Raw genomic sequence first — 21971 nt, 5'->3', positions numbered from 1 at the left:
ACCCATGACCAGCGCAGCCGAAATCATCGCGATCCTCGGTCTGAAGCCGCATCCGGAGGGCGGCTGGTATGCGGAGACCTTTCGCGACGGCGCCGGCGGCGCGCGCGGCCATTCGACCGCGATCTATTTCCTTTTGGAGCAGCACCAGGTTTCGGCCTGGCACCGGGTCAAGGACGCCACCGAGGTCTGGCATTTCCACGCCGGCGCCCCGCTGGCGTTGTCGATGAGTGAGGAAGATGGCGCCGTGTTCGAGCAGGTGCTCGGCATCGACCTGGCGGCGGGCGAGCGGCCGCAGATCGTCGTGCCGGCAGGCTGGTGGCAATCGGCGCGCAGCCTGGGCGAATGGACCCTGGTCGGCTGCACCGTCGCACCGGGCTTTGAGTTCGCCACCTTCGAGCTGGCCGAGCCCGGCTGGCAGCCGAAACAACCCCAACTCAGCAAGAACCCCTAGCTCAGCAGGAATCCTAGGGTGATCGCCAGTTGGGCGGCGTAGTAGAGACCCCAGACGGCCAAACGCATCCAGACGCGGTGTGGCGATATGGCGGCCACCAGGAATTTTTCCGTGGCGAGCAGCCCGTCCGATGCCATGAACAGCAGCGCGCCGCCGACAATCGAGACGCTGCCTGTCGTCAGCGCCGAAACGCCCATGGCGAGGATGGCCGCGATATAGACGATGATCGGAACGCGCAAGCCCGGACCGACACGCCGCCAGAGCGCCGCCAGCATGACGATCGCGAACACCGCCATCGCCAGCGCGATCGCCCCGCGCCACGACTCGGCGCCAAGCAACTCCAGGCCGCCCCCACTGCGCAGGAACAGCGCGACATAGACGATGTGGGCGACGAGAAAACTGGCCAACCCGCCGAGAAAGGCCCTTTCGCCGTCGCGCGACAGGAAGGCATCGCCAGCGGCGCTGAGCGCAAGGGCGATGACCAGCAGCAGCGGGCCGCCTTGCAGCGCCGCCAGCACGGCAAGCATCGCCACGGCGAGTGTCTTTGCCGCCGAGCGGGCGAGCGTCGGCGGCATGCCTGATATGAAGGCGTAGATCACCGCCGCCACCAGCGAAAAGATCAACGTAGCATTCGCATTGGCGTCGATGCCGCCTGCAAACGGCATCGTCATGCCTTGGCTCCGCTTTCGGTCACGACCGGCTTCCGCAGAAACAGCGATTTTGCCGCCAGCGCCGCCCCGCCGGTGATGAGCACGCAGGCGGCGAGGATGCGCAGCGACGGCTCGGCGACGCCGGCCGCGATCAGCACCAGCGTCGACAACAGCGACGCCGCATAGCTTGCCGCGCCGAGCACCTGGATGTTGCCGCGCTTGACGCCGATATCCCAGGCGTAGAAGGCCGCGCCGACCGGCATCAGGCCGAGCCCGAGCACGGCCAGCCACTGGCCGGCACCGTTCGGCAGCACGGTTTGTTCCAGCGCCAGGTGGCAACCGAGCGACAGCACCGCGGTGGCGGCGCAGAACCAGGTGACGATGCTGGTCGGCACCGACGGGAAGCGCCGCGACAGAAGCGAATAGGACGACCACAGCACCGCACAGACGGCGGCCATGGCATAGCCGAAGGCGTAGCGGGCATCGAAGGCGAGGCCGCCCCCTTTGGTGACGATCAGCACGGTGCCGGCAAGGCCGAGCAGCGCGCCGACGACATGGTTCCAGGCCAGGCGCTCGCCCGGCATCAGCGCCGAGCCAAGCACGATCAGCAGCGGCCACAGATAGGCGATCAGGCTCGCCTCCACCGCCGGCGCATTGCGCAGCGCGGTGAAGTAGAAGAAGTGGTAGCCGAACAGGCCGGCAATGCCGATCAGCCAAACCTGCGGCGGTATCTTCTGGCTCTTGTCGGGGGCCGGCATGACCAGCCGCGCGACAAGCCCGACCCCGGTGCCGATCGAAAACGTGATTGCCGACAACAGGAACGGCGGCACTTGGCCGGAGGCATCCGTAAGCAGCGCCAGCAGCGCCCACATGGCGACCGCCGAAAAACCGATGAGTGTAGCGCGCCCCATTCTGTCTCCAGTGGTGCGCCCCATTCTGTCCTCAGTGGCGCGCCTGACCTATTGTACCGCTTCGAAACGCCTGGCGCTGATGGTCAAGGTGCCGATCTGCGTTCCGACCGTGGCGTGGATCGGCGCATATACGCCGGTTTGGCCGAGCGGCGCAAACGTCACCATCATGCGGCTGCGGTCCTTCAGGTAGTTGAGCGCCTTGCGGCCCTTGCGGTAGCCCGCCACCGGGTCGAAGCCCATCCGGCAGGTGATGGTATCGCCCTTGTAACCGGGCACCGAGATCGTGCCTTTCGACGCGTAGGTCAGCGTCAGGTCGGCGCGCATCTCGCCATCATAGAATTTCACCGTGCGGCCGCAGACCTGGTCTAGGCTGTCGGCGTGGATGACCGTGGCGGCCATCGGATCGAGCACCGATGCCAGGTCGCCGGTGCCAATCGGCACCCAGCTCTTGGGATCGCGCTTGTCCGGCGCCGGGATGACCTGCGTCGAGGTGACCGTGCCATTGGCAAAGCGGATATCGACCACCGATGCCTTCTTGCCGGAGGTGTAATCGGCACGAAACGCCTGCGGCACCATCTTCTTGCCCGAGATCGTGCCTTTGGACGAGACCGTGCCATGGGTATCGTCGAACAGCTTGGCGAGACCGGCAGCTCTGACGCTGCCTTCGATCGCGTAGGCGCCGTTCTCATAGTGGCTGGAAAACGTTGATTTCGCTATCGAAAGACCAAAAAATGACACGATGTACTCGCCCTTAAACGACTGCGGCGAGGCAGCTGTGGCGGCGGACGGCAAGGCGATGGCGAGCATGGCAGCAAGGGCGTGAGAGGAACGAAGCATGGCGGCATCGGGTCCTTGATTCTTGGCCGGAGGCGGGCAACTCCGGGCTGGCATGTCCCTGTCAGACCGCTTATAGGATGAATTCCGGCCTTAATATGAAATGCCGGGCGCGTCCGTGGGCATGCCGGAGCTTGACGCACCGGTGAAATGCAACTATGGAACGCCAACTTTTTCCATAAGGCCGCCTGACCAGAACCGCGCGCCACCCGGCGTGGGCATAAAGGTTTGGCAGACCCGAGAACTGAAGGTTAGAACTATGTCCCGCACCTGCGAACTCACTGCCAAGGCAGTCATGTCCGGCAACAATGTGAGCCACGCCAACAACAAGACCAAGCGTCGCTTCCTGCCGAACCTCGTCAATGTGACGCTGATCTCGGAAGCGCTGAACCAGAACGTGCGCCTGCGCATTTCCGCCAACGCCCTGCGTTCGGTCGAACATCGCGGCGGTCTGGATGCCTTCCTGGCCAAGGCCGACGTCAAGGAACTGTCGCAGCGCGCGCGTCTGTTGAAGAAGCAGATCGCCAAGAAGCTTGCCGATCAGCCTGCTGCCTAACATCGTTTAAAGGCGGGGGACGACCGCCTTGGGCATCGGATCCAAGCCTTTCAAAGTGGCTTCCGATGCTCAAACAAAGCGAGCGTGATTCGGTTTCGGAATAACGCTCCGCTGGTTCCATTACCCAGGATAAAAAAATGAGTTCCTTCTCGCGATACCTGCCCTTCGTGGCCGCCATGGCGCTTGTCGTCGTGGCATCGAACATTCTCGTGCAGTTCCCGATGCAAGGGCAGATCGGCGGCCTGTCGCTGGCCGACCTTTTGACCTGGGGCGCCTTCACCTATCCCTTCTCGTTCCTGGTCACCGATCTCGCCAACCGCCGCTACGGGCCTGCCGTGGCGCGCAGGATCGTCTTTGTCGGCTTCATGACTGCCGTCATCTGCTCGATCCTCGTCCCGCCCTTCCTGTTCCGCCACGGCCTGATCGAATTCGAGACCGCGGCCGACCGGCTGGTGCGCATCGCCGCGGCGTCAGGTGCTGCGTTCCTCTGCGCGCAATTGCTTGACGTCACCGTGTTCAACCGGCTGCGCCGGCAAAGCTGGTGGCGGGCGCCGATCGTCGGCACGCTGGTCGGCTCGGTGTTCGACACCGCCGTGTTCTTTACCGTCGCTTTCTCTGCCGCTTTCGCCTTTGCTGGTCCCAACGACAGTTTCGCGCTCGAAACCGCACCGCTGATGGGTGTGTTCCATGTCGACGCTATGCGCTGGATCTCCTGGGCGCTCGGCGACCTCAGTGTGAAGCTGATCATCGCCATTGTGGCGCTCATCCCCTACCGGCTGCTCGCCGCCCGCTGGAGCCAGCCGGCTGTCGCGGTCTAGGCCGTTTCGGATAAGATCACGCCAAACAGAAAGAAAGCCCGTGATCCCCTGGGTCCAGCTCGATTCGGCAAAGACACCAGACGGCCAACAAGAACTTCGCCTCAAGCGGCGCGGTTCCGAATTCTCGATCATGCTCGGCACCAATGAGCTGATGAACAGCCGCCTCAGCGGCTCCGAGCAAGCGCTGGCAAAACTGTCTTGCCAAAGGATTGCCGACCATCGGCGGCCGAGAATGCTGATCGGCGGGCTCGGCATGGGTTTTACCTTGCGCGCCGCCCTCGCCGAACTCGGCAATGATGCCAGCATCGTCGTTGCGGAGCTGGTGCCGACGGTCGTCGCCTGGGCACGCGGCCAAATGGCCGAGGTGTTTGGCGGCTGCCTTGACGATCCGCGCGTCACGGTCGAGGAAACCAACGTCGGCCAGTTGATACGGTCCGAGCCGGCAGCCTGGGACGCCATCCTGCTCGATGTCGACAACGGCCCGCAAGGCATCGTCCACAAGTCCAACGACGCGCTTTACAGCCTGCAGGGGCTGGGAGCCGCGCGCACCGCCCTCAAGCCGGGCGGTGTCCTGGCGGTGTGGTCGCAAGGCCCCGACGGCGGCTTCACGCGGCGCCTGAAGCAGGCTGGCTTTGCGGTCGAGGAGATCAACACGCGCGCCAACGGCAAGCGCGGCGCGCGCCATGTCATCTGGATGGCCGCCAACGGCCCACGATCCTGAGCGAGAGCCGGGCCGCGGTCCGGTCTACCTCGACTTCTGGAGTTCCGCGGCAAGGGCTTCCAACAGCCCGCGTGTCCCCTCTTCCCGCCCTTTCGCGGAATCGACACCGTCGAAAAACGCGCCCTGCTCGGTATAGGTCAGCCGCGTGCCACTGCCCGAGGGGGTCAGCTCGACGGTGGTGAGGGATGCCGACATTGGCTGGGGCCCGATCGCCATCCTGTAGGAGAACACGATGCGCTGATCGACAACGATGTCCTGGAACTGCGCGTCGAGCCTGATCTCCGGACCGCCGGCATAGCTGAATCGCGACACCTCGCCACCGCCGACGCGGAAGTCGAAGCTAAATTCGGCGATGGCAAAACCATCGCCATCGATCCGCCAGCGCCGCACAGTCGCCTTGTCGGCGAAGGCATGGAAGACTTGGGGCGGCGATTGCGGATAGGTCCTCTCGATGGTGAACGTGGAGTGGATGACGGAATGCTCGTCTTTCACGGGGGCGATTTGGTTCATGTCTGTTCGTCCTTTTCCTGATCTTGAACTTTCGGGGGCGATTGATCTGTGTCGGCCAGGATCTGGCCAAGTCGGTCGAGCTGACGTTCCGCCGGTATGCGGCGTTCAGCAATCCAGTCGGCGAGCGGGGCAAGCCCGCCCGGTTCGATCCGGCAGGTGCGTACCCGTCCGATCTTTTCGCTGCGGATCAGCCCGCAGGCTTCCAGCACCTGCAGATGTTGCAGCACGGCGGCGAACGTCATGCCGAACGGCTCCGCCAGCTGGCTGACGGTGGCTGGTCCGCGGCTCAATTTTTCCAGGATCTGGCGGCGGGTGGGCTCGACCAGAGCCCGCAAGATGCTGTCGATCTCGGAATAGTTAAGCATGGACTTGAGTATTGCGGCGGCGTCATCAATTGTCAAGTCTCGACTAAAGTATTTTGAGGCGCGACCGAGCGGCTAGAAAACCGTTCAATGTCAATGACTTGGTAGGGAAAATGCGGAGCAGGTCAGTCGCGTCATCGAAAATTAATGGCGACTGTCAGCTTGTGAGGCGTTGCTCAATCCTGATGGAGAATAAATTCCAGATAGAGATTGCGCTGCAGGATCGAGTGGTTGTCGTCGGAGACCAGCGACACCATCAGCGCGCCGTCGTCGCGGGTCCAGACGTCGAGCCCTTCCATATTGTCGATCTGGTAGCCCATGTCGGCCTCCAGCAGCACCGGCCCGTCGGCGACGGCGCCCTTCTCGACGCTTTCGCCATAAATGCGCCGCAGCCGCATCTTGACGCCGCGGGCCATCGAGAAGCTGCGCTCCAGCAACAGCAGGTCACCATCCGGCAGGAAGGCGCCGTCGGTGATGTCGAAGTCGCCGTTGCGCTTGACGGTAAACACGCCCTTGTGCGGCCCTTCGATGATGGCGGCATAGATGTTGCCGGCCTTGTCGAGGCTCTTTTCGGAGACCACCACCAGCCCGCCCTCATGCTGGCCGTTGGCATTGGCGTGGGTGACGGTCTCGAAACCGCGGTTCTGGCGCAGTTCCCGGGCCGGCACCAGAAAATCCAGCTGCTTGAACGGCGCCTTCATATCGTTGGGGTCGATCTTAAACTGGGCGACATGGTGGCTGCGCTCGAAGCCGACAGTGGCGATGCCGTCCTTGACGGCGAGGCCTTCGGCGTCGACCTCCCACTTCTCGTCGATCGCCCGCCCCGCTTCGTCGACCATCTGCTGGATATGGAAATTCTGGATGCCGGACGGCCGCTTGTCGGCGTCGCGGACCACCGTTCCGAAGAACCAGAAGCCAGTGTCGGCGACGCCGATGAAATCGCTGCCGCCTTTGAGAAAGCGGAAGGCCGACAGTGCCCCGAAATCGCGTGTCGGCGAGGTCATTTCCAGGCCGCCGACGAATTCGAATGGGCCAAACTGTTTGTCGGCGCGGCCGATTTGGAATTCGGTGATCGGGCGAGCCGAGATTTCGACCGATTCAACTGAGGTCGAGTCGGGCGAACCGGCCAGCACTGGAGCCGCGCCGGCAAATAGTGCGATGGCGGCGAAAAGCGTCTGCTGGAAGCCGCCGCGCGAAAAGATCATCCGGCGCGCCGCATGCCGCCGCGCCGCGTGTCGCGCGCGCTTTCCTCGGCGAACAGCGAGGCCAGTTGCTCGGTCATGGCGCCGGCCAGCTCCTCGGCGTCGACGATCGTCACGGCGCGCCTGTAATAGCGGGTGACGTCATGGCCGATGCCGATGGCCAGCAACTCCACAGGCGAGCGCGTCTCGATCAGTTCGATGACGGCGCGCAGATGGCGCTCGAGATAATTGCCCGGATTGACCGACAGCGTCGAATCGTCGACCGGCGCGCCGTCCGAGATCATCATCAGGATCTTGCGCTGTTCAGGCCGCGCGATCAGCCGGTTGTGCGCCCACAGCAGCGCCTCGCCGTCGATGTTTTCCTTGAGCAGGCCCTCACGCATCATCAGGCCGAGATTGCTCCGTGCCCGCCGCCACGGATGATCGGCGGATTTGTAGATGATGTGGCGCAAATCGTTGAGCCGGCCGGGGTTCGGCGGCTTGCCGTCCTTCAGCCATTTCTCGCGCGCCTGGCCGCCTTTCCAGGCTCGGGTGGTAAAGCCGAGGATCTCGACCGAGACGCCGCAGCGTTCCAGCGTGCGCGCCAGGATGTCGGCGCAGGTGGCGGCGACCGTGATCGGCCGGCCGCGCATCGAGCCGGAATTGTCGAGCACCAGCGTCACCACCGTGTCGCGGAACTTGGTGTCGCGTTCCTGCTTGAAGGACAATGGCTGCATCGGGTCGATGACGACGCGCACCAGGCGCGCCGGGTCGAGGTAGCCTTCTTCCAGGTCGAAATCCCACGACCGGTTCTGCTGCGCCATGAGCCGCCGCTGCAGCCGGTTGGCCAGCCGCCCGACGACGCCGGACAGATTGGCAAGCTGCTTGTCGAGGAAGGCGCGCAGCCGGTCGAGCTCTTCCTCTTCGCAAAGCTCCTCGGCGCCGACCGTCTCGTCGAAAGCGGTGGTGAAGACCTTGTAGTCGATTTCCTTCGGCAGATTGGTGAAGGGATTGTCGTTGCGGCGTGCCTCGCCGGGCGTCTCGGCATCCGCATCGTCATCGTCGGACAGGTCGTCGGCGGTAGCGTCGGAGGCTTCGGTCTCGGCCGATTGCTCGTCATCGGCGGACGCCTCGGCATCCTCGGACTGTGACTGCTCGGAGCCGGAATCCTCTTCGCCGCCCTCCTCGCTCTGTTCCTCGCCTTGCGGCTGGTTGTCGTCATTGTCCTCGGAGTCTTCGGTCTCTTGGTCGTCGCCGAGTTCCTCGGCCATTTCCATGGAGGCAAGCATCTCGCGCACGACGCGGGCGAATGCCTGCTGATCGTCGAGCTTGGCCGAGAGACCGTCGAGATCGGCGCTGGCCTTTTCCTCGACCCAGGGCCGCCACAGCTCGACCAGGCGCTCGCCGCTCTTCGGGATCGGACGGCCGGTCAGCTTCTCGCGCACCATCAGCGCCAGTGCTTCCTCGATCGGCGCGTCGGCCTTGTCCTTGACGTCGACGAGATTGGCCTTGGCGTATTTGTCCTCCAGCATCGAGCCGATATTGTCGGCGACGCCTTGCATGGCGCGGCTGCCGATCGCCTCGACGCGGGCCTGCTCGACCGCGTCGTAGACGGCGCGGGCCTGTTTGCCCTCTGGCGCGAGCTTGGTGTGGATGCGCACGTCATGGCAGGCGCGCTTCAGCGCCATGGAATCGCCGAGGCCTCGCGTGATGGCGATGTCGGCCTTCGACGCCTTCTTCGGCAGTTCGGGCAGCCGGGCGCGGCTGCCGGCAAGTGCCGGCCTATCCTTGGCAAAGCCGACTTCAAGCTCCTTGTCGCCGGCGATGGCGCGCATGCAGACGGTGACGGCACGCTTGAAGCTGTCGGCTTCAGACCCCGTCTTCGACTTGTTGCGCGTATTGTCGCCCGGACCCGCCATCGAGACTCTGCTTAGCCCAGCACCACATTGGCAGCTGATTCCGGCAAATCCTCGCCGAAGGCGCGCTGGTAGAACTCGGCTACCACCGAACGCTCCAGCTCGTCGCACTTGTTGAGGAAGGTCAGCCGGAACGCCATGCCGATATTGCCGAAGATCTCGGCATTCTCGGCCCAGGTGATGACCGTACGTGGGCTCATCACGGTCGACAGATCGCCATTGATGAAGGCCGAGCGCGTCATGTCGGCGACTCGCACCATCTTGTTGACGATGTCCTTGCCCTTGCCGTCGCGATAATGCTTGGCCTTGGCCAGCACGATGTTCACTTCATTGTCGTGCGGCAGATAGTTCAGCGTGGTGACGATCGACCAGCGGTCCATCTGCGCCTGGTTGATCTGCTGGGTGCCGTGATAGAGGCCGGTGGTGTCGCCCAGGCCCACTGTGTTGGCGGTCGAGAACAGCCGGAAGGCCGGATGCGGACGGATGACCCGGCTCTGGTCGAGCAGCGTCAGCCGGCCCGACGATTCCAGCACGCGCTGGATGACGAACATCACGTCCGGACGGCCGGCATCATACTCGTCGAAGCAGAGCGCGACATTGTGCTGGTAGGCCCAGGGCAGGATGCCGTCGCGGAACTCGGTGATCTGCAGCCCGTCCTTGACGACGATCGCGTCCTTGCCGACGAGATCGATACGGCTGACATGGCTGTCGAGGTTGACGCGCACGCAAGGCCAGTTGAGGCGGGCGGCGACCTGCTCGATATGGGTCGACTTGCCGGTGCCGTGATAGCCCGACACCATGACGCGGCGGTTGTAGGCAAAGCCTGCAAGGATCGCCATCGTCGTGTTCTTGTCGAACAGATAGTCCGGATCGATGTCGGGTACATGCTCGCTGGTCACCGAATAGGCCGGCACCACCATCTTGGACTCGAACCCGAATTTCTCCTTCACCGACACCGTCGTGTCGGGTAGGTTGGCGATGTCGCGATCGACCTTGTTCATATCTCTCAACGTCTCCACGGGCGAAAAGCCTGATTTCGCCGGCAATCGATTTTGTCCGGGGGCGGTCTTAGAGCCTTTTCCAACCTTATGAAAGTTGGAAAACGACACGAATCGTATGGTCGCTCAGCACAGGCCCGCCTGTTTGAGCACGCGATAGGCCTGCAGCACATCGCGGAACCGGTCTTCCGAACCTCGGTCGCCACCATTCGCATCCGGATGGTGACGCTTCACCAGTTCCTTATAGCGCGCCTTGATCTCCTTGCCAGTCGCCTTTGTATCAAGGCCAAGCGTTTCCAGCGCCTTGGCCTCAAGCGGCTTGGCCTTGCGCTCGCGCGCCTCGCGCGGATCCTTTGGCCCCTTGAACAGGTCGAACGGGTCGCGCATGCGATTATAGTAGCCGGCGCGGCCGGAGCGCATCTGGGCCACATCCGGCGACGAACGCGTCGAGGCGCCGTTGACGCCCATCTTCCAGGTCGGCCGGTGGCCGGTCATGGCTTCCTTCTGGAAGCGCGCGACCTCGGTGTCCGGCACACCGGAGAAATAGTTGAAGCCCTTGTTGTACTCGCGCACATGGTCGAAGCAGAAGCGGAAATACTCGCCCTCCTTCATGCGCCCGACCGGCGCACGATGGGTGCCCGCTTCCTTGCAGCCGTCCCACTGGCAGATCGGCGAGTGCGACTTCAGCTCCGCATCCTTCTCAGGGCGGATGCGAATCTTCTCGAAATATTTGGGATACGGCTTCATCTCACCCATTTATGGGGCGTTCGCAAATGCGAAACAAGAATTGACATTTTCGCGATGATCGCCCTAACCGCTGAATCGCGGCATAAAGCAGGCGAATGGCGGATTTTGTTGCGCGGCAGCGGCCTTTGCGAGCCCGATTTTGGTTTTGCCGGCTGCTGCGCCAGCCATATGTGGTGAAGGGAGACGGCGATGTCCATACAGGCAACCATGGAAGACAAGCTCAACAAGGCCTTTTCGCCGGACCGGCTGGTCATCATCAACGAAAGCCATCTCCATGCCGGCCATCACCATCACGGCTCCGACCATCACGGCGCCTATGACGGCACCGGCGAGACGCATTTTCGCGTCCGCGTCGTCTCTTCGGCCTTTGCTGGCATGAGCCGCATCGACCGCCACCGCGCCGTCAACGAATTGCTTGCCGACGAACTGAAGGCCGGCGTGCATGCGCTGGCGATCGAACCGGCGGCTCCCGGCGAAAAGACCCGCTGGTAGGCCGGTTCCGCCTTCGCTGTGCTCAGAGCACCGCTTCGATGAGGAACGGTCCGCGCCGCGACAAGGCGCTCTCCAGCAGCGCGTCGAACCGCTCGCAGGTATCGGCGCGGGCCGCCTCCACGCCCATGCCTTTCGCCAGGCAAACCCAGTCCAGCGACGGCTGGTCGAGGTCGAGCATGCGCCTGGCGTTCTCGCCGATCGCGCCGACGCCGACATTGCGCATCTCGCCATGCAGGATCGCATAGGTCCGGTTGGAAAAGACGATCGTCACCACGTCGAGATTTTCCCTGGCCTGCGTCCACAGCCCCTGCACCGTGTACATTCCGCTGCCGTCAGCCTCCAGATTGATCACCTTGCGGTCGGGACAGGCGATCGCCGCCCCGGTTGCAAGCGGAATGCCTCCACCGATCGATCCGCCTGTGGTCATCATGTAATCGTGCGGAGCGGCAAAGGCCGACAGCGCGAAGAAACGCCGTGCCGAGGTCACCGCCTCGTCGCAGACGATCGCATCGGCCGGCAGCTTGCGCGCCACCGACAGCGCGATCGCATCCTCCGTGAGTTGGCCGCTCGGCGTCGCCTCGTCGGGAAAGGCGGTTGCGAACACCGTCTGTTGCGACGGCTTGACGCCGAGTTCGTCGCGGAGCGCTTCCAGAGCCGCATTGAGATCCTCGCCATGCGCGGCCAGCGTCAGCACCTGGCAGCCTTCCCGCACAAGCCGCCCCGGCTTTCCCGGATAGGCGAAGAAGGCAACCGGCTCCCGCGCGCCGACCAGCACCAGAACATCGATATCCCTGAGCAGTGCCGTCGCCGCATCGATCGGATAGGGGATGCGCGTCGGCGCGACACGCCCGCGCCCGCGCTGCATCCGGGCGATCAGCACGTCGCTGAACACACGGACATCGCTGCCCGTCGAGATCTGCCCGGCGACAGCAAGCGCATCGGCTCTTGCCGCCTGTCCGCGAACGATGATGCCGGCCCGACCCGGAGCGGCACGGATGGCCGCGGCGACCGTGCGCACGGCGCCCATGTCGACGGCGGGCTGCGGCGCCAGCGTCGCCTTGCCGACTGAGGCCGCGCCAACTTCGCTCCAGGCGGCATCCGCGGGCAGGATCAGGGTGGTTACGCCGGGAGGCGTCAGCGAGGCGCGGAAGGCGGCCTCGGTCGCCGGCGCGACATCGTCTGGGCCGGCGATGCGGCGCACCCAGTTCGACATCGGCTTGGCAAGGCTCTCGATATCGCTGGTCAGCGGAGCATCGAGCGGCAGATGGTAGGCTGCATGGTCGCCGACAATGTTGATCATCGGGCTCAGCGCGCGCCGCGCATTGTGCATGTTGGCCAGGCCGTTGGCCAAACCCGGACCGGTATGCAGCAGCGTCGCGGCCGGCCGATCGGTCATCCGGGCATAGCCGTCGGCGGCACCGGTCACCACGCCCTCGAACAGGCCGAGCACGCAACGCATCTGAGGTTTCCGGTCGAGCGCTGCGACGAAATGCATTTCGGATGTGCCGGGGTTGGCGAAGCAGACCGTCACATCATTGGCCAGAAGCACATCACACAGGACATCGGCGCCGTTCATGGAATTCTCTCCCGCTTGACGATCGAAGAGAGCAGTTGCACCGGCAAACGCCCGCGCAGCAATATCCCGTCGGCACTTTTGATCTGATCCAGTCCCTCCGATGCCTGTGCCGCGTTGGGGTCAGCTGACGGTCGATTTCAGAAATTCCAGCGCGGCGGCGGTCAGCGCGTCGCCATCCTCGCCGAAATCGCGATTGATCGACATGTGCGTATAGGCACTGCCGTCGAACACAGTGACCTTGGTGCCGGTCGCCCGCAGGCGCGCGGCGAAGGCCTTCGAGGCCTCGCCACGGCCCGCGGCGCTTGAATAGGCGATGAAGGTCGGCGGATGCTTGTGGCCGTCGACATAGCTGGCGGGCGACAGCGCGGCCCATTGCGTGGGGTCGGAAAAGACGCGGGCATAGGCCCGGACCATGCCGCCATTGCTGGAAAGCGCTGCAAGATCATAGGCCCTGGTATCGTCGAGGATGAGTGCCGCGACGCCAGGCAGGCCACCGCGCATACCGGTCAGCGCAATCAGATGGCAGCCGGCCGAGTGGCCCATGCCGACAATGCGATCGGGATCGCCGCCATGCTGCGCGATATTGGCGCGCACATAGGCATAGGCCTTTTCGACGTCGCCGGCCTGGGTGGCGACGTCGGCCTCGGGCAACATGCGATAGTCGATGGAGACGAAGCAGAACCCATTGGCCAGCAGGAAGGCCGGCTTGGCGTTGACCTGGCTGCGTTTGCCGAACTGCCAGGTGCCCCCATGGACGAAAAAGACGACCGGCAGGCCGGTTGCACCGTCAGGCGCATAGATATCGAGCTTGGCCGGCCCGTAGTCGAAGGTTTTTGGCGCGGGTTGGCGCGGGCGCCGCGCGGCCGATGCTCCCAATGGCAGCATCGCCGCCACGGAGGCCAGAATGAGGCTTCGTCTATCGATCATCATGGTCTCCCGACCGTGTAGGCCAACAGTGCCCGCAGGCGCAGCGAGCGTCCAGTTAAGGATTGTTAATACCCGAGTGGTCTGGGTCGGCGCGCTATCATCGATCCGAATCTCGAACGGCACTCGAGTTTTTGGGGGCTCATCCGCTGTAGAGGGGCCGGATCCACCGGCTTTGCCGAACTCGCATCGGGTCGCAAATGTCGCAGCATCAGGCCGTATCAAATGCACTGTCTTGCAGTTCAGCTCACGAAATCAATATCTGCCCCTTGACGGTCTCATCTGGCCATCACCACCTAAGTATTTGGCAAGCATTTTTGCCACATGGGTGGTGTCCCGGGTTTCAATGCCAGATGCACGCGCTCTCCTTCGTGTGAAGGGAACCACAATGCATTCCGGCAGTTGAATACATGATGAGCCGGCAGGCGGCCAAAACGGCTCTGAGGGCAGAGTATCATGCGCGAGAATCAATCCGACGTCTTCGACCTGTTTTCGGAGATTTATGCGAACGCGGCTCAGGAAGAAATCAGCCTCCAGCAATATCTCCTTGCCTGCCGAGAGGACAGATCGATGTATGCCTCGGCACCTGAACGGATGGTCGAGGCTATCGGCGAGCCGAACCTGGTCGACACCAGCAAGGACGAACGGCTCGGTCGCATTTTCTCGAACCGCACCGTTAAGATCTATCCCTCCTTCTCCGATTTCTACGGAATGGAGGACACGATCGAACGCATTGCTGGCTATTTTCGCTACGCTTCCCAGGGGCTCGAGGAGCGCAAGCAGATCCTTTATCTCCTTGGCCCGGTTGGCGGCGGCAAATCCTCGCTTGCCGAACGGCTGAAGAAATTGATGGAGCAGCGCCCGATCTACACGCTGAAGGTCGGCAACCAGGTCAGCCCGGTTTTCGAATCGCCGCTTGGCCTCTTCCATCCCGATCGCATGGGCGACCTGCTGCAGGATAAATACGGCATAGCCCGACGCCGGCTGAACGGGCTCATCTCGCCATGGGCGGCCAAGCGCCTCGACGAACTCTCTGGCGACATTTCCAAGTTCAGCGTCGTCAAGCTGATGCCTTCGCGGTTGCGCCAGATCGGCATCGCCAAGACCGAGCCGGGCGATGAGAACAATCAGGACGTCTCGGCCCTGGTCGGCAAGGTCGACATCCGGCTATTGGAAAATTTCAGCCAGTCCGATCCGGACGCCTATTCCTATAGCGGCGGACTGAACCGGACCACCCAGGGCCTGCTTGAATTCGTGGAAATGTTCAAGGCGCCCATCAAGGTCCTGCATCCGCTGCTGACCGCCACCCAGGAGGGCAGCTACAACGGTACCGAAAATTTCGGCGCCTTTCCCTACCAGGGGATCATCGTGGCCCATTCCAACGAGTCGGAGTGGCAGCAGTTCAAGAACAACAAGAACAATGAGGCCTTTCTCGACCGCATCCTCGTGGTCAAGGTGCCTTATTGTCTGCGGATCACCGAAGAGAGGCAGATCTACGAAAAGCTGCTGCGAGAGAGCGAATTGGCCGCCAGCCCGTGCGCGCCCGAGGTGCTGGACATTCTCAGCCGGTTCACCGTCTCGACCCGCCTGGCCGAGCATGACAATTCGCCACTCTACACCAAGATGCGTGCCTATGACGGCGAGAACCTGAAGGACGTCGACCCCAAGGCGAAGTCGGTCCAGGAATATCGCGATGCCGCCGGGGTCGATGAGGGCATGAGGGGCGTCAGCACGCGCTTCGCCTTCAAGATCCTGTCGCAGACCTTCAACTACGACACCAAGGAAGTGGCTGCCGATCCTGTGCACCTGATGTACATTCTGGAGGAGGCGATCAAGCGCGAGCAGTTTCCCAAGGAATCGGAAGCAGCCTATCTCGATTTCATCAAGTCGGAGATCGCCACGCGGTATGCCGAGTTCATCGGCCACGAGATCCAGAAAGCCTATCTCGAATCCTATAGCGAATATGGCCAGAATCTTTTCGACCGTTACATCGCTTATGCCGATGCCTGGATCGAGGATCAGGACTACAAGGACCCCGACACCGGCCAGATCTTGAAACGCGAGGTTTTGGAAAATGAATTGTCGCAGGTCGAAAAGCCGGCCGGCATCGCCAATCCCAAGGACTTCCGCAACGAGGTGGTGAAGTTCACGCTGCGCGCGCGCGCAAGGAACCACGACCGCAACCCGTCATGGACGAGTTATGAAAAGCTCCGCGAGGTCATCGAGAAGCGGATGTTCGGTCAGGTCGAGGACCTCTTGCCGGTCATCAGCTTCGGCTCCAAGCAGGACAGCGTTACGGAAAAACGGCACAACGAATTCGTTCAACGCATGGTCGAGCGCGGCTACACCCAGCGGCAGGTGCGCCGCCTGGTGGACTGGTACATGCGGGTGAACAAGGCGGGCTGAGGGAGCCCGATGGTTCCATGCCGATCTTCATCGACCGTCGCCTGAATCCAAAGGACAAGAGCCTCGGCAATCGCCAGCGCTTCCTCAAGCGTGCCCGCGAGGAACTGAAGCGGAGCATACGAGATCAGATCCGCGCTGGCAGGATCGCAGACGCGGATGCCGAGCACACCGTGCCCATGCCCGAAAGAGGCACAGCCGAGCCGAGCTTCAACAACGCACGCAACAGCGGCAGGCGCCAGCACATCCTGCCGGGCAACAAGCATTTCTCCCCTGGAGACCTGATCCCCAAGCCCGCCCAGGGTGGCGGCGCGGGAGCGTCGTCCCCCGGAAACACGGCGTCTGAAGACGACTTTCGTTTCGTGCTGTCACGCGAAGAGGTGCTCGATCTTTTTTTCGAGGATCTCGAACTTCCGGACATGGTCAAGCTCAACCTCAAGGAAATCCTTGCCTTCAAACCACGCCGGGCTGGTTTCGCCGCTACCGGTTCACCGACCAACATCAATGTTGGGCGCACAATGCGCAACAGCCATGGCCGCCGCATTGCGCTGAGGCGTCCCAAGCAGGCGGAACTGGACGCGGTCCTCCAGGAAATCGCTACGCTTGAGTTGGTGCCATCCAGCGCAGCGGCAAGCCAGCGCATTGCGGCATTGCGCGAGGATCTCGACCGGCTGGAACGCCGCCGCCGGCGAATTGCCTATGTCGATCCGGTCGACATCCGCTTCAACCGCTTCGATCCCCAGCCTGTGCCGAACGCCAACGCCGTCATGTTCTGCCTGATGGATGTGTCCGGCTCGATGGGCGAGCGCGAAAAGGATCTGGCCAAGCGCTTCTTCGTGCTGCTGCACCTGTTCTTGAAACGGCGCTACGACCGCATCGAGATCGTCTTCATCCGCCACACGCACTTGGCACAGGAGGTCGATGAGGACACATTCTTCTACAACACGCAAAGCGGCGGCACTGTCGTTTCCACCGCGCTGGAGGAAATGCATCGCATTATTGAAGAACGTTACCCGGCCCGCGAATGGAATATCTATGCCGCCCAGGCCTCGGACGGCGACAATTTCGCCGGCGATTCCGAGCGATGCAAAGCCTTGCTCAACGGCAAGCTCATGCGGCTGTGCCAGTATTTTGCCTATGTGGAGATCATCGACGAGCGTGAGGCCCATATCTTCCGCACAACCGAAAACGGGACATCGCTATGGCGTGCCTACAGCGAAATCGACCTGAGATGGCCGAACTTCCAGATGAGCCGCATCGCCACGCCCGCCGATATCTACCCGGTCTTTCGCCAGCTCTTCGGCAGACAGCTGGCTCCCCTTAAGAGAGCGTGAAGGGTACGATGGCCAGACAAGCCAGTAAATCCAGCCTGCTTTTTTCAGGGTCCGACTGGGATTTCAAGACATTGTCGCGGGCCTATGACGCGATCGAGGCAATCGCGGTCGAAGAGCTTCATCTCGATACCTACCCCGTGCAGATGGAGATCATCTCCTCCCAACAGATGCTCGACGCCTATTCGTCGGTCGGCATGCCGCTGATGTACCGTCACTGGTCTTTCGGCAAACATTTCCTCTACCAGGATCTGCTCTATCGCAAAGGCGCGCGAGGGCTTGCCTATGAACTGGTCATCAATTCCAATCCCTGCATCGTCTATCTGATGGAGGAAAACACCATGGCCCTGCAGGCCTTGGTGACGGCCCATGCTGCGCTCGGGCACAACCATTTCTTCAAGAACAATCAGTTGTTCAAGCAGTGGACGGACGCCGGGGCGATCCTCGGCTACCTGGACTTCGCCAAAGGCTACATTGCCCGTTGCGAGGAGCGGCACGGCCTCACCGCCGTCGAGGCTGTTCTTGATTCCGCCCACGCGCTGATGGCGCAGGGCGTGTTCCGCTATCACCGGCCGCCGAAGCTGTCGTCGGAGCGGCAGCGCGAAGGGCTTCGCGAGCGGCTCGAATACGAGGAGCGCTCCTACAACGATCTGTGGCGCACGCTGCCGCCTTCTCAGCAAAGGGTCAGCGATAAGGAGCAAGAGCCGGAGCGGAAGAAATCGCTCAACCTGCCCGAGGAAAACCTGCTTTATTTCCTGGAAAAGAACAGCCTGGTCCTGGAGCCTTGGCAGCGGGAGATCGTCCGGATCGTTCGTGTCATAGCACAGTATTTTTATCCGCAGGGGCAGACACAGGTGATGAACGAGGGCTGCGCCACTTTCGTGCACTATACTCTGATGAACATGCTGTTCGATCGCGGCCTGATCAGCGAAGGCGCCATGCTCGAAATCCTGCGCAATCATTCCAACGTGGTCTTCCAGCCGGCGTTCGACGATCCACGCTTTTCCGGCATCAACCCCTACGCTCTCGGCCTCGACATGATGCAGGACATCCAGCGTATGTCGACAGAGCCGACGGCCGAGGACCGGGACTGGTTTCCCGACATTGCCGGCCGCGGCAACTGGCGCGAGATCCTGCTCGACGCCTGGGCGGATCACCGCGACGAATCCTTTATCCGCCAGTACCTCAGTCCGACCTTGATCCGAAAATGGCGGTTCTTTGTGCTCGGCGACGTCGCCGACCAACCGCATTGCCAGGTCGCCTCGATTCACAACGAGCGCGGCTATGCCAAGATACGCGCCGCGCTCGCTCACAGCTACGACGTTGGCGCGAAGCGACCGGACATCCAGGTGGTGGATGTCGATCTGCTCGGCGACCGGCATTTGCGACTGCAGCACAAGGTCAATGACGGCGTCCTTCTCGAGGATGCCAGCCGCGACGCCACGCTTCGTCACATCCGCAGGCTTTGGGGTTATGAGGTCAGCTTGGCCGCCGTCGACGCTGAAACGGGGGCAACGATCCACGAACGCTCGACGAGCCAGATCACAGAATGAAGCTGCGCAGTTGCGCTGGTTCTCATGGCGTCAAAAAGTGCGCGCCGGTCTTGGGCGACATGCATCAAAACAGGGGCTTGAAGCACGTCGCCTGAATTCGTTTCAACGCGACACGCCCTGGAGCAATTCCAGGAAAGTGGGAAACGGTTTTCCGTCCGGAATTGCGTCGAAACAAAGAGTTAGAGCCGTTCGCCGTTTCCGTGAAACGGTGAACTGTTCTAAGCGTCGCCGGCTGGCCGTATTCTCAACCTTGCGATCCGGTTCTTGTCGCGCTTCATTACGACGAAGCGTTTGCCGTGGAACGTGAAAGCCTGTTTTTCCTCGGGGATAGACTGCGTCTCATGGATGACGAGACCGGCAATGGTGGTGGCCTCCTCATCCGGCAGGTTCCAGTCGAGCGCCCGGTTCAGGTCGCGGATCGGCACCGTGCCATCGACGACGACGGAACCGTCGGCCTCCTGCTTGACGCCCTGGATGTCGACGTCGTGCTCGTCGGCGATCTCGCCGACGATCTCCTCGATGATGTCCTCCAGCGTCACCAGCCCTTCGACCTCGCCATATTCGTCGACGACAACGGCGAAATGCGCCTTGCGGCGCAGGAAGGCGTTGAGCTGTTCCTGCAAGGTCGTGGTGTCCGGCACGAACCAGGGTTTCGAGGCGATCTTCATCACGTCGATCTTGGAAAAGTCGTTGCCGACGTCGTTGAGCGCCCGCAGCAGGTCCTTGGCGTGCAGCACGCCGACAATGTTGTCGAGCGAGCCCTTCCACAACGGCATGCGGGTGTGCGGGCTCTGCAGTATCTCGCGGACCACCGCCTCCGGCGCATTGTCGGCATTGACCGAGCGCATGTTGGTACGGTGGACCATGATATCCGACACTTCGAGCTCGGCGAGATCGAACAGGCCGCCGACGCGATCGCGATCCTCGCGCACCACCTGCCCGTCGCGGCGGAAATCGTCGACCGCGCCGCGCAACTCGGCCTCACTCGAGCGCTGCGGCCCGATGCGCGATAATTCGTAGCCGAAAGCGGCAAGCAGGCGCGCACGCAACGCAACGGCCAGCAGGACGAGGACGGCAAGGACAGCGACGACGATCCAGCCGGTCTCGTTGGTCATCTCGGCCGGCTCTTCTGCTGGCTCGGCCGCATCTTCTGCTGGCCCGGCCGGCTTTCCTGCTCGCCCGGATGGCTCTCCTTCAGGAACGACAGCACTTCCGAAGCCGGCACATCCTTGGCGATGAAGGCCTGGCCGATACCGCGCGTCAGGATGAAGGTCAGCGCACCGCGCGACACCTTCTTGTCCTGGGCAATGAAGGAAAGCAGCGCCTCGGCATCGGGCAAATCACCAGGAATATCGGCCATCCGCCACGGCAGCCCGACGGCGCGCAGATGCGCCTCGACGCGTGCCGCATCGTCGGGGCTGGCGAGGTTGAGCCGCGACGAGAACCGGTGCGCCAGCGCCATGCCGATGGCGACACCCTCGCCATGGACGAGCCGGGTTCCGTCATACTGGGTGGCGGCTTCCAGCGCGTGGCCGAAAGTGTGGCCGAGATTGAGCAGCGCACGGTCGCCGGTCTCGAACTCGTCGCGAGCAACCACATCGGCCTTGGCGCGGCAGGCCTCGGCAACGGCCTGCGCCCTCTCCGGCCCGCCGGCGAACACGTGGGACCAGTTCTCTTCCAGCCAGGCGAAAAACCCCGGCCGGTCGATGAGCCCATATTTGGCAAGCTCGGCATAGCCGGCGCGGAATTCGCGGATCGGCAGCGTGTCGAGCACCTCGGTATCGGCCAGCACCAGCTTCGGCTGATGGAAAACACCGACCAGGTTCTTGCCGCGCGCGCTGTTGATGCCTGTCTTGCCGCCGACCGAGGAATCGACCTGAGCCAGCAGCGAGGTCGGGATCTGCACGAAATTCATGCCGCGGCGCACGATACCGGCGGCAAAGCCGGCAAGGTCGCCGATGACGCCGCCGCCAAAGGCGATAACGATGTCGCCGCGTTCCAGTCGGGCGGCCAGCACGCCGTCGACCACCTCTTCGAGATGGGCGAAGCTCTTGGTCTTCTCGCCGGGCGGCAGCGTGATGATAGTGGGCTGGATGTCGTTCCTTTCGAGACCCTTCTTCAGTGCGTCGAGATGCGCTGCCGCGACATTGGCATCGGTGATGACCGCGGCGCGTGTACCAGGCAGGCGGCGCGAAATCTCGGCACCGGCGCGCGACAGCAGACCGGAGCCGATCAGGATGTCGTAGGCCCGGTCGCCAAGGCCGACTTCGACGGTGACCGGCTGACTTGCGCTCACGATCGCACCTCGTCTGTAGGGACAGTCTCATCAATGCCGAAATGCCGGCAAAGCGCATCCACCACCTCGGCCGCGATGACCTCCTTGCGGTCGTCGCGGGTCGGCACGGTGACGTCCGATGTCGCGTAGACGGGATACCGCTCCTGCATGAGCCGCTCCAGCACGGCGCGGGGGTCGGCGCTTTTCAGGAGCGGCCGGTTCTGCTTCTTGGAGACGCGCTCCATCAAAAGGTCGAGCTCGGCCTTCAGCCACACCGACACGCCATGGCCGGCGATGGCCTCGCGCGTGTGGGCGTTCATGAAGGCGCCGCCGCCAGTCGACAGCACCTGCGGGCCGTTCTCCAGCACGCGCAGGATGACGCGTTGCTCCAGGGCCCTGAACTCGGTCTCGCCATAGCGCTCGAACAGCTCCGGAACGGTCATGCGCGAGACGCTTTCGATCTCCTGGTCGCTGTCGATGAAGGGCAGCGCCAGCATCGCCGCCACCTTGCGGCCGATCGCCGTCTTGCCGGCGCCCATCAACCCGACAAAGACGACGGAACGGCTGCCCAGCCGGCCAAGCAGCGCGGCGTGGTTCTCCTCTGGAGGATTTGATGGCAGCGCGTTCATCTGATGCTTCGAGTGCCCCCTTTGCCGGCGTATCGACATGAAAAGCCGGTTTTCGTCAAGCGTAGCGAGCAGCCCTGAGCATGATATGGGCTGGCCGTGCATCATCAGAAGTTGCTAACAAACCTCAGCTTCT

Annotated in this window: 22 protein-coding genes; 8 read left to right on the top strand and 14 right to left on the bottom strand. The window is 62.8% G+C overall.

Annotation, left to right across the window (positions count from 1 at the left end):
* Positions 1-4 precede the first annotated feature (4 nt).
* The gene (locus AC1D08_RS17725) at positions 5-451 is read left to right on the top strand and encodes a cupin domain-containing protein (protein ID WP_095084901.1); all 447 of its coding nucleotides are present in this window, start codon (positions 5-7) and stop codon (positions 449-451) included.
* Here the strand turns inward: AC1D08_RS17725 and AC1D08_RS17720 are convergent.
* The 3 genes from AC1D08_RS17720 to AC1D08_RS17710 are packed head-to-tail and all read right to left on the bottom strand — an operon-like array spanning position 448 to position 2849.
* Positions 448-1122: a lysoplasmalogenase gene (locus AC1D08_RS17720; protein WP_457152071.1), complete on the bottom strand. Its 675-nt coding sequence runs from the start codon at positions 1120-1122 to the stop codon at positions 448-450. The two genes, AC1D08_RS17725 and AC1D08_RS17720, sit on opposite strands and share 4 nt — an antisense overlap.
* Positions 1119-2012, bottom strand: a complete 894-nt coding sequence (yddG, locus tag AC1D08_RS17715; RefSeq protein WP_457152072.1) for an aromatic amino acid exporter YddG — start codon at positions 2010-2012, stop codon at positions 1119-1121. Before yddG ends, AC1D08_RS17720 begins: the two co-directional genes overlap by 4 nt.
* 48 nt (positions 2013-2060) lie before the next feature.
* On the bottom strand, positions 2061-2849 hold the full coding sequence (locus tag AC1D08_RS17710) for a DUF3108 domain-containing protein (RefSeq protein ID WP_477423659.1): 789 nt from the start codon (positions 2847-2849) through the stop codon (positions 2061-2063).
* A gap of 256 nt (positions 2850-3105) precedes the next feature.
* On the opposite strand from AC1D08_RS17710, the gene rpmB reads away from it, so the two are divergent.
* The 3 genes from rpmB (at position 3106) to AC1D08_RS17695 (ending at position 4941) form a co-directional block, all read left to right on the top strand.
* Positions 3106-3402 carry a 50S ribosomal protein L28 gene (gene rpmB, locus AC1D08_RS17705; RefSeq protein ID WP_091585249.1) on the top strand — a complete coding sequence of 99 codons (297 nt, stop codon included), beginning with the start codon at positions 3106-3108 and terminating at the stop codon, positions 3400-3402.
* 137 nt (positions 3403-3539) lie between these two features.
* Entirely contained in the window at positions 3540-4220 is a 681-nt protein-coding gene (locus AC1D08_RS17700; RefSeq protein WP_095084906.1) for a queuosine precursor transporter, read from the top strand.
* A gap of 40 nt (positions 4221-4260) precedes the next feature.
* The gene (locus AC1D08_RS17695) at positions 4261-4941 is read left to right on the top strand and encodes a spermidine synthase (protein WP_457152074.1); all 681 of its coding nucleotides are present in this window, start codon (positions 4261-4263) and stop codon (positions 4939-4941) included.
* Between the two features lie 24 nt (positions 4942-4965).
* On the opposite strand, the gene AC1D08_RS17690 is transcribed toward AC1D08_RS17695, so the two are convergent.
* From AC1D08_RS17690 to AC1D08_RS17665, 6 genes are all read right to left on the bottom strand, one after another.
* Positions 4966-5451 (bottom strand): SRPBCC family protein, encoded by a 486-nt coding sequence (locus tag AC1D08_RS17690; protein ID WP_457152075.1) that lies wholly within the window; start codon positions 5449-5451, stop codon positions 4966-4968.
* Positions 5448-5816, bottom strand: coding sequence for an ArsR/SmtB family transcription factor (locus AC1D08_RS17685; protein ID WP_457152079.1), 369 nt, complete (start codon positions 5814-5816; stop codon positions 5448-5450). Before AC1D08_RS17685 ends, AC1D08_RS17690 begins: the two co-directional genes overlap by 4 nt.
* 173 nt (positions 5817-5989) lie before the next feature.
* Complete coding sequence (locus AC1D08_RS17680) at positions 5990-7018, bottom strand: esterase-like activity of phytase family protein (protein WP_457152076.1); 1029 nt, start codon at positions 7016-7018, stop codon at positions 5990-5992.
* Positions 7015-8913 (bottom strand): cobaltochelatase subunit CobT, encoded by a 1899-nt coding sequence (gene cobT, locus AC1D08_RS17675; protein ID WP_457152077.1) that lies wholly within the window; start codon positions 8911-8913, stop codon positions 7015-7017. Before cobT ends, AC1D08_RS17680 begins: the two co-directional genes overlap by 4 nt.
* 11 nt (positions 8914-8924) lie before the next feature.
* Positions 8925-9911 carry a cobaltochelatase subunit CobS gene (cobS, locus tag AC1D08_RS17670; RefSeq protein WP_095084912.1) on the bottom strand — a complete coding sequence of 329 codons (987 nt, stop codon included), beginning with the start codon at positions 9909-9911 and terminating at the stop codon, positions 8925-8927.
* Between the two features lie 123 nt (positions 9912-10034).
* The gene (locus AC1D08_RS17665) at positions 10035-10664 is read right to left on the bottom strand and encodes a J domain-containing protein (protein WP_184876143.1); all 630 of its coding nucleotides are present in this window, start codon (positions 10662-10664) and stop codon (positions 10035-10037) included.
* Positions 10665-10844: 180 nt separating this feature from the next.
* Between AC1D08_RS17665 and AC1D08_RS17660 the strand changes: the two genes are divergently transcribed.
* Positions 10845-11147, top strand: coding sequence for a BolA family protein (locus AC1D08_RS17660; protein WP_095084914.1), 303 nt, complete (start codon positions 10845-10847; stop codon positions 11145-11147).
* A gap of 22 nt (positions 11148-11169) precedes the next feature.
* Here the strand turns inward: AC1D08_RS17660 and AC1D08_RS17655 are convergent, their stop codons facing one another.
* Together AC1D08_RS17655 and AC1D08_RS17650 are read right to left on the bottom strand one after the other, a co-directional pair.
* A complete protein-coding gene (locus AC1D08_RS17655) occupies positions 11170-12723 on the bottom strand; it encodes an acetolactate synthase large subunit (RefSeq protein WP_457154358.1) in 1554 nt (517 codons plus the stop codon).
* Positions 12724-12843: 120 nt separating this feature from the next.
* A complete protein-coding gene (locus AC1D08_RS17650; RefSeq protein ID WP_457154357.1) occupies positions 12844-13650 on the bottom strand; it encodes an alpha/beta hydrolase in 807 nt (268 codons plus the stop codon).
* A gap of 453 nt (positions 13651-14103) precedes the next feature.
* Here AC1D08_RS17650 and AC1D08_RS17645 point away from each other — a divergent pair, with 453 nt between their 5' ends.
* From AC1D08_RS17645 to AC1D08_RS17635, 3 genes are read left to right on the top strand one after another with little or no spacing between them, the layout of a single operon-like run.
* Positions 14104-16053 carry a PrkA family serine protein kinase gene (locus AC1D08_RS17645; RefSeq protein ID WP_095084916.1) on the top strand — a complete coding sequence of 650 codons (1950 nt, stop codon included), beginning with the start codon at positions 14104-14106 and terminating at the stop codon, positions 16051-16053.
* A 17-nt stretch (positions 16054-16070) separates the two neighbouring features.
* Positions 16071-17384, top strand: a complete 1314-nt coding sequence (locus AC1D08_RS17640; RefSeq protein WP_457154723.1) for a YeaH/YhbH family protein — start codon at positions 16071-16073, stop codon at positions 17382-17384.
* A gap of 8 nt (positions 17385-17392) precedes the next feature.
* A complete protein-coding gene (locus tag AC1D08_RS17635; protein ID WP_457154724.1) occupies positions 17393-18934 on the top strand; it encodes a SpoVR family protein in 1542 nt (513 codons plus the stop codon).
* Between the two features lie 218 nt (positions 18935-19152).
* Here the strand turns inward: AC1D08_RS17635 and AC1D08_RS17630 are convergent, their stop codons facing one another.
* From AC1D08_RS17630 to AC1D08_RS17620, 3 genes are read right to left on the bottom strand one after another with little or no spacing between them, the layout of a single operon-like run.
* The gene (locus tag AC1D08_RS17630; protein ID WP_457154045.1) at positions 19153-20049 is read right to left on the bottom strand and encodes an HlyC/CorC family transporter; all 897 of its coding nucleotides are present in this window, start codon (positions 20047-20049) and stop codon (positions 19153-19155) included.
* Positions 20046-21230: a 3-dehydroquinate synthase gene (gene aroB, locus AC1D08_RS17625; RefSeq protein ID WP_457154044.1), complete on the bottom strand. Its 1185-nt coding sequence runs from the start codon at positions 21228-21230 to the stop codon at positions 20046-20048. Before aroB ends, AC1D08_RS17630 begins: the two co-directional genes overlap by 4 nt.
* A complete protein-coding gene (locus tag AC1D08_RS17620) occupies positions 21227-21838 on the bottom strand; it encodes a shikimate kinase (RefSeq protein ID WP_095085024.1) in 612 nt (203 codons plus the stop codon). Before AC1D08_RS17620 ends, aroB begins: the two co-directional genes overlap by 4 nt.
* Positions 21839-21971: the final 133 nt, after the last annotated feature.

This window comes from Mesorhizobium sp. P2_E6 (genome assembly GCF_056403835.1).
The sequence above is the reverse complement of the archived record's forward strand: the minus strand, read 5'-3'. Positions and strand labels throughout refer to the sequence as shown.

What these genes read in the sequence shown, in the direction of transcription:
- AC1D08_RS17710 (WP_477423659.1), bottom strand. Translation starts at nt 2,849, where the DNA reads ATGCTTCGTTCCTCTCACGCCCTTGCTGCCATGCTCGCCATCGCCTTG.
- AC1D08_RS17650 (WP_457154357.1), bottom strand. Translation starts at nt 13,650, where the DNA reads ATGATCGATAGACGAAGCCTCATTCTGGCCTCCGTGGCGGCGATGCTG.
- AC1D08_RS17655 (WP_457154358.1), bottom strand. Translation starts at nt 12,723, where the DNA reads ATGAACGGCGCCGATGTCCTGTGTGATGTGCTTCTGGCCAATGATGTG.
- yddG (WP_457152072.1), bottom strand. Translation starts at nt 2,012, where the DNA reads ATGGGGCGCGCTACACTCATCGGTTTTTCGGCGGTCGCCATGTGGGCG.
- AC1D08_RS17635 (WP_457154724.1), top strand. Translation starts at nt 17,393, where the DNA reads ATGGCCAGACAAGCCAGTAAATCCAGCCTGCTTTTTTCAGGGTCCGAC.
- cobT (WP_457152077.1), bottom strand. Translation starts at nt 8,913, where the DNA reads ATGGCGGGTCCGGGCGACAATACGCGCAACAAGTCGAAGACGGGGTCT.
- AC1D08_RS17630 (WP_457154045.1), bottom strand. Translation starts at nt 20,049, where the DNA reads ATGACCAACGAGACCGGCTGGATCGTCGTCGCTGTCCTTGCCGTCCTC.
- rpmB (WP_091585249.1), top strand. Translation starts at nt 3,106, where the DNA reads ATGTCCCGCACCTGCGAACTCACTGCCAAGGCAGTCATGTCCGGCAAC.
- AC1D08_RS17660 (WP_095084914.1), top strand. Translation starts at nt 10,845, where the DNA reads ATGTCCATACAGGCAACCATGGAAGACAAGCTCAACAAGGCCTTTTCG.
- cobS (WP_095084912.1), bottom strand. Translation starts at nt 9,911, where the DNA reads ATGAACAAGGTCGATCGCGACATCGCCAACCTACCCGACACGACGGTG.
- AC1D08_RS17720 (WP_457152071.1), bottom strand. Translation starts at nt 1,122, where the DNA reads ATGACGATGCCGTTTGCAGGCGGCATCGACGCCAATGCGAATGCTACG.
- AC1D08_RS17700 (WP_095084906.1), top strand. Translation starts at nt 3,540, where the DNA reads ATGAGTTCCTTCTCGCGATACCTGCCCTTCGTGGCCGCCATGGCGCTT.
- AC1D08_RS17620 (WP_095085024.1), bottom strand. Translation starts at nt 21,838, where the DNA reads ATGAACGCGCTGCCATCAAATCCTCCAGAGGAGAACCACGCCGCGCTG.
- AC1D08_RS17690 (WP_457152075.1), bottom strand. Translation starts at nt 5,451, where the DNA reads ATGAACCAAATCGCCCCCGTGAAAGACGAGCATTCCGTCATCCACTCC.
- AC1D08_RS17680 (WP_457152076.1), bottom strand. Translation starts at nt 7,018, where the DNA reads ATGATCTTTTCGCGCGGCGGCTTCCAGCAGACGCTTTTCGCCGCCATC.
- AC1D08_RS17640 (WP_457154723.1), top strand. Translation starts at nt 16,071, where the DNA reads ATGCCGATCTTCATCGACCGTCGCCTGAATCCAAAGGACAAGAGCCTC.
- AC1D08_RS17685 (WP_457152079.1), bottom strand. Translation starts at nt 5,816, where the DNA reads ATGCTTAACTATTCCGAGATCGACAGCATCTTGCGGGCTCTGGTCGAG.
- AC1D08_RS17725 (WP_095084901.1), top strand. Translation starts at nt 5, where the DNA reads ATGACCAGCGCAGCCGAAATCATCGCGATCCTCGGTCTGAAGCCGCAT.
- AC1D08_RS17665 (WP_184876143.1), bottom strand. Translation starts at nt 10,664, where the DNA reads ATGGGTGAGATGAAGCCGTATCCCAAATATTTCGAGAAGATTCGCATC.
- AC1D08_RS17645 (WP_095084916.1), top strand. Translation starts at nt 14,104, where the DNA reads ATGCGCGAGAATCAATCCGACGTCTTCGACCTGTTTTCGGAGATTTAT.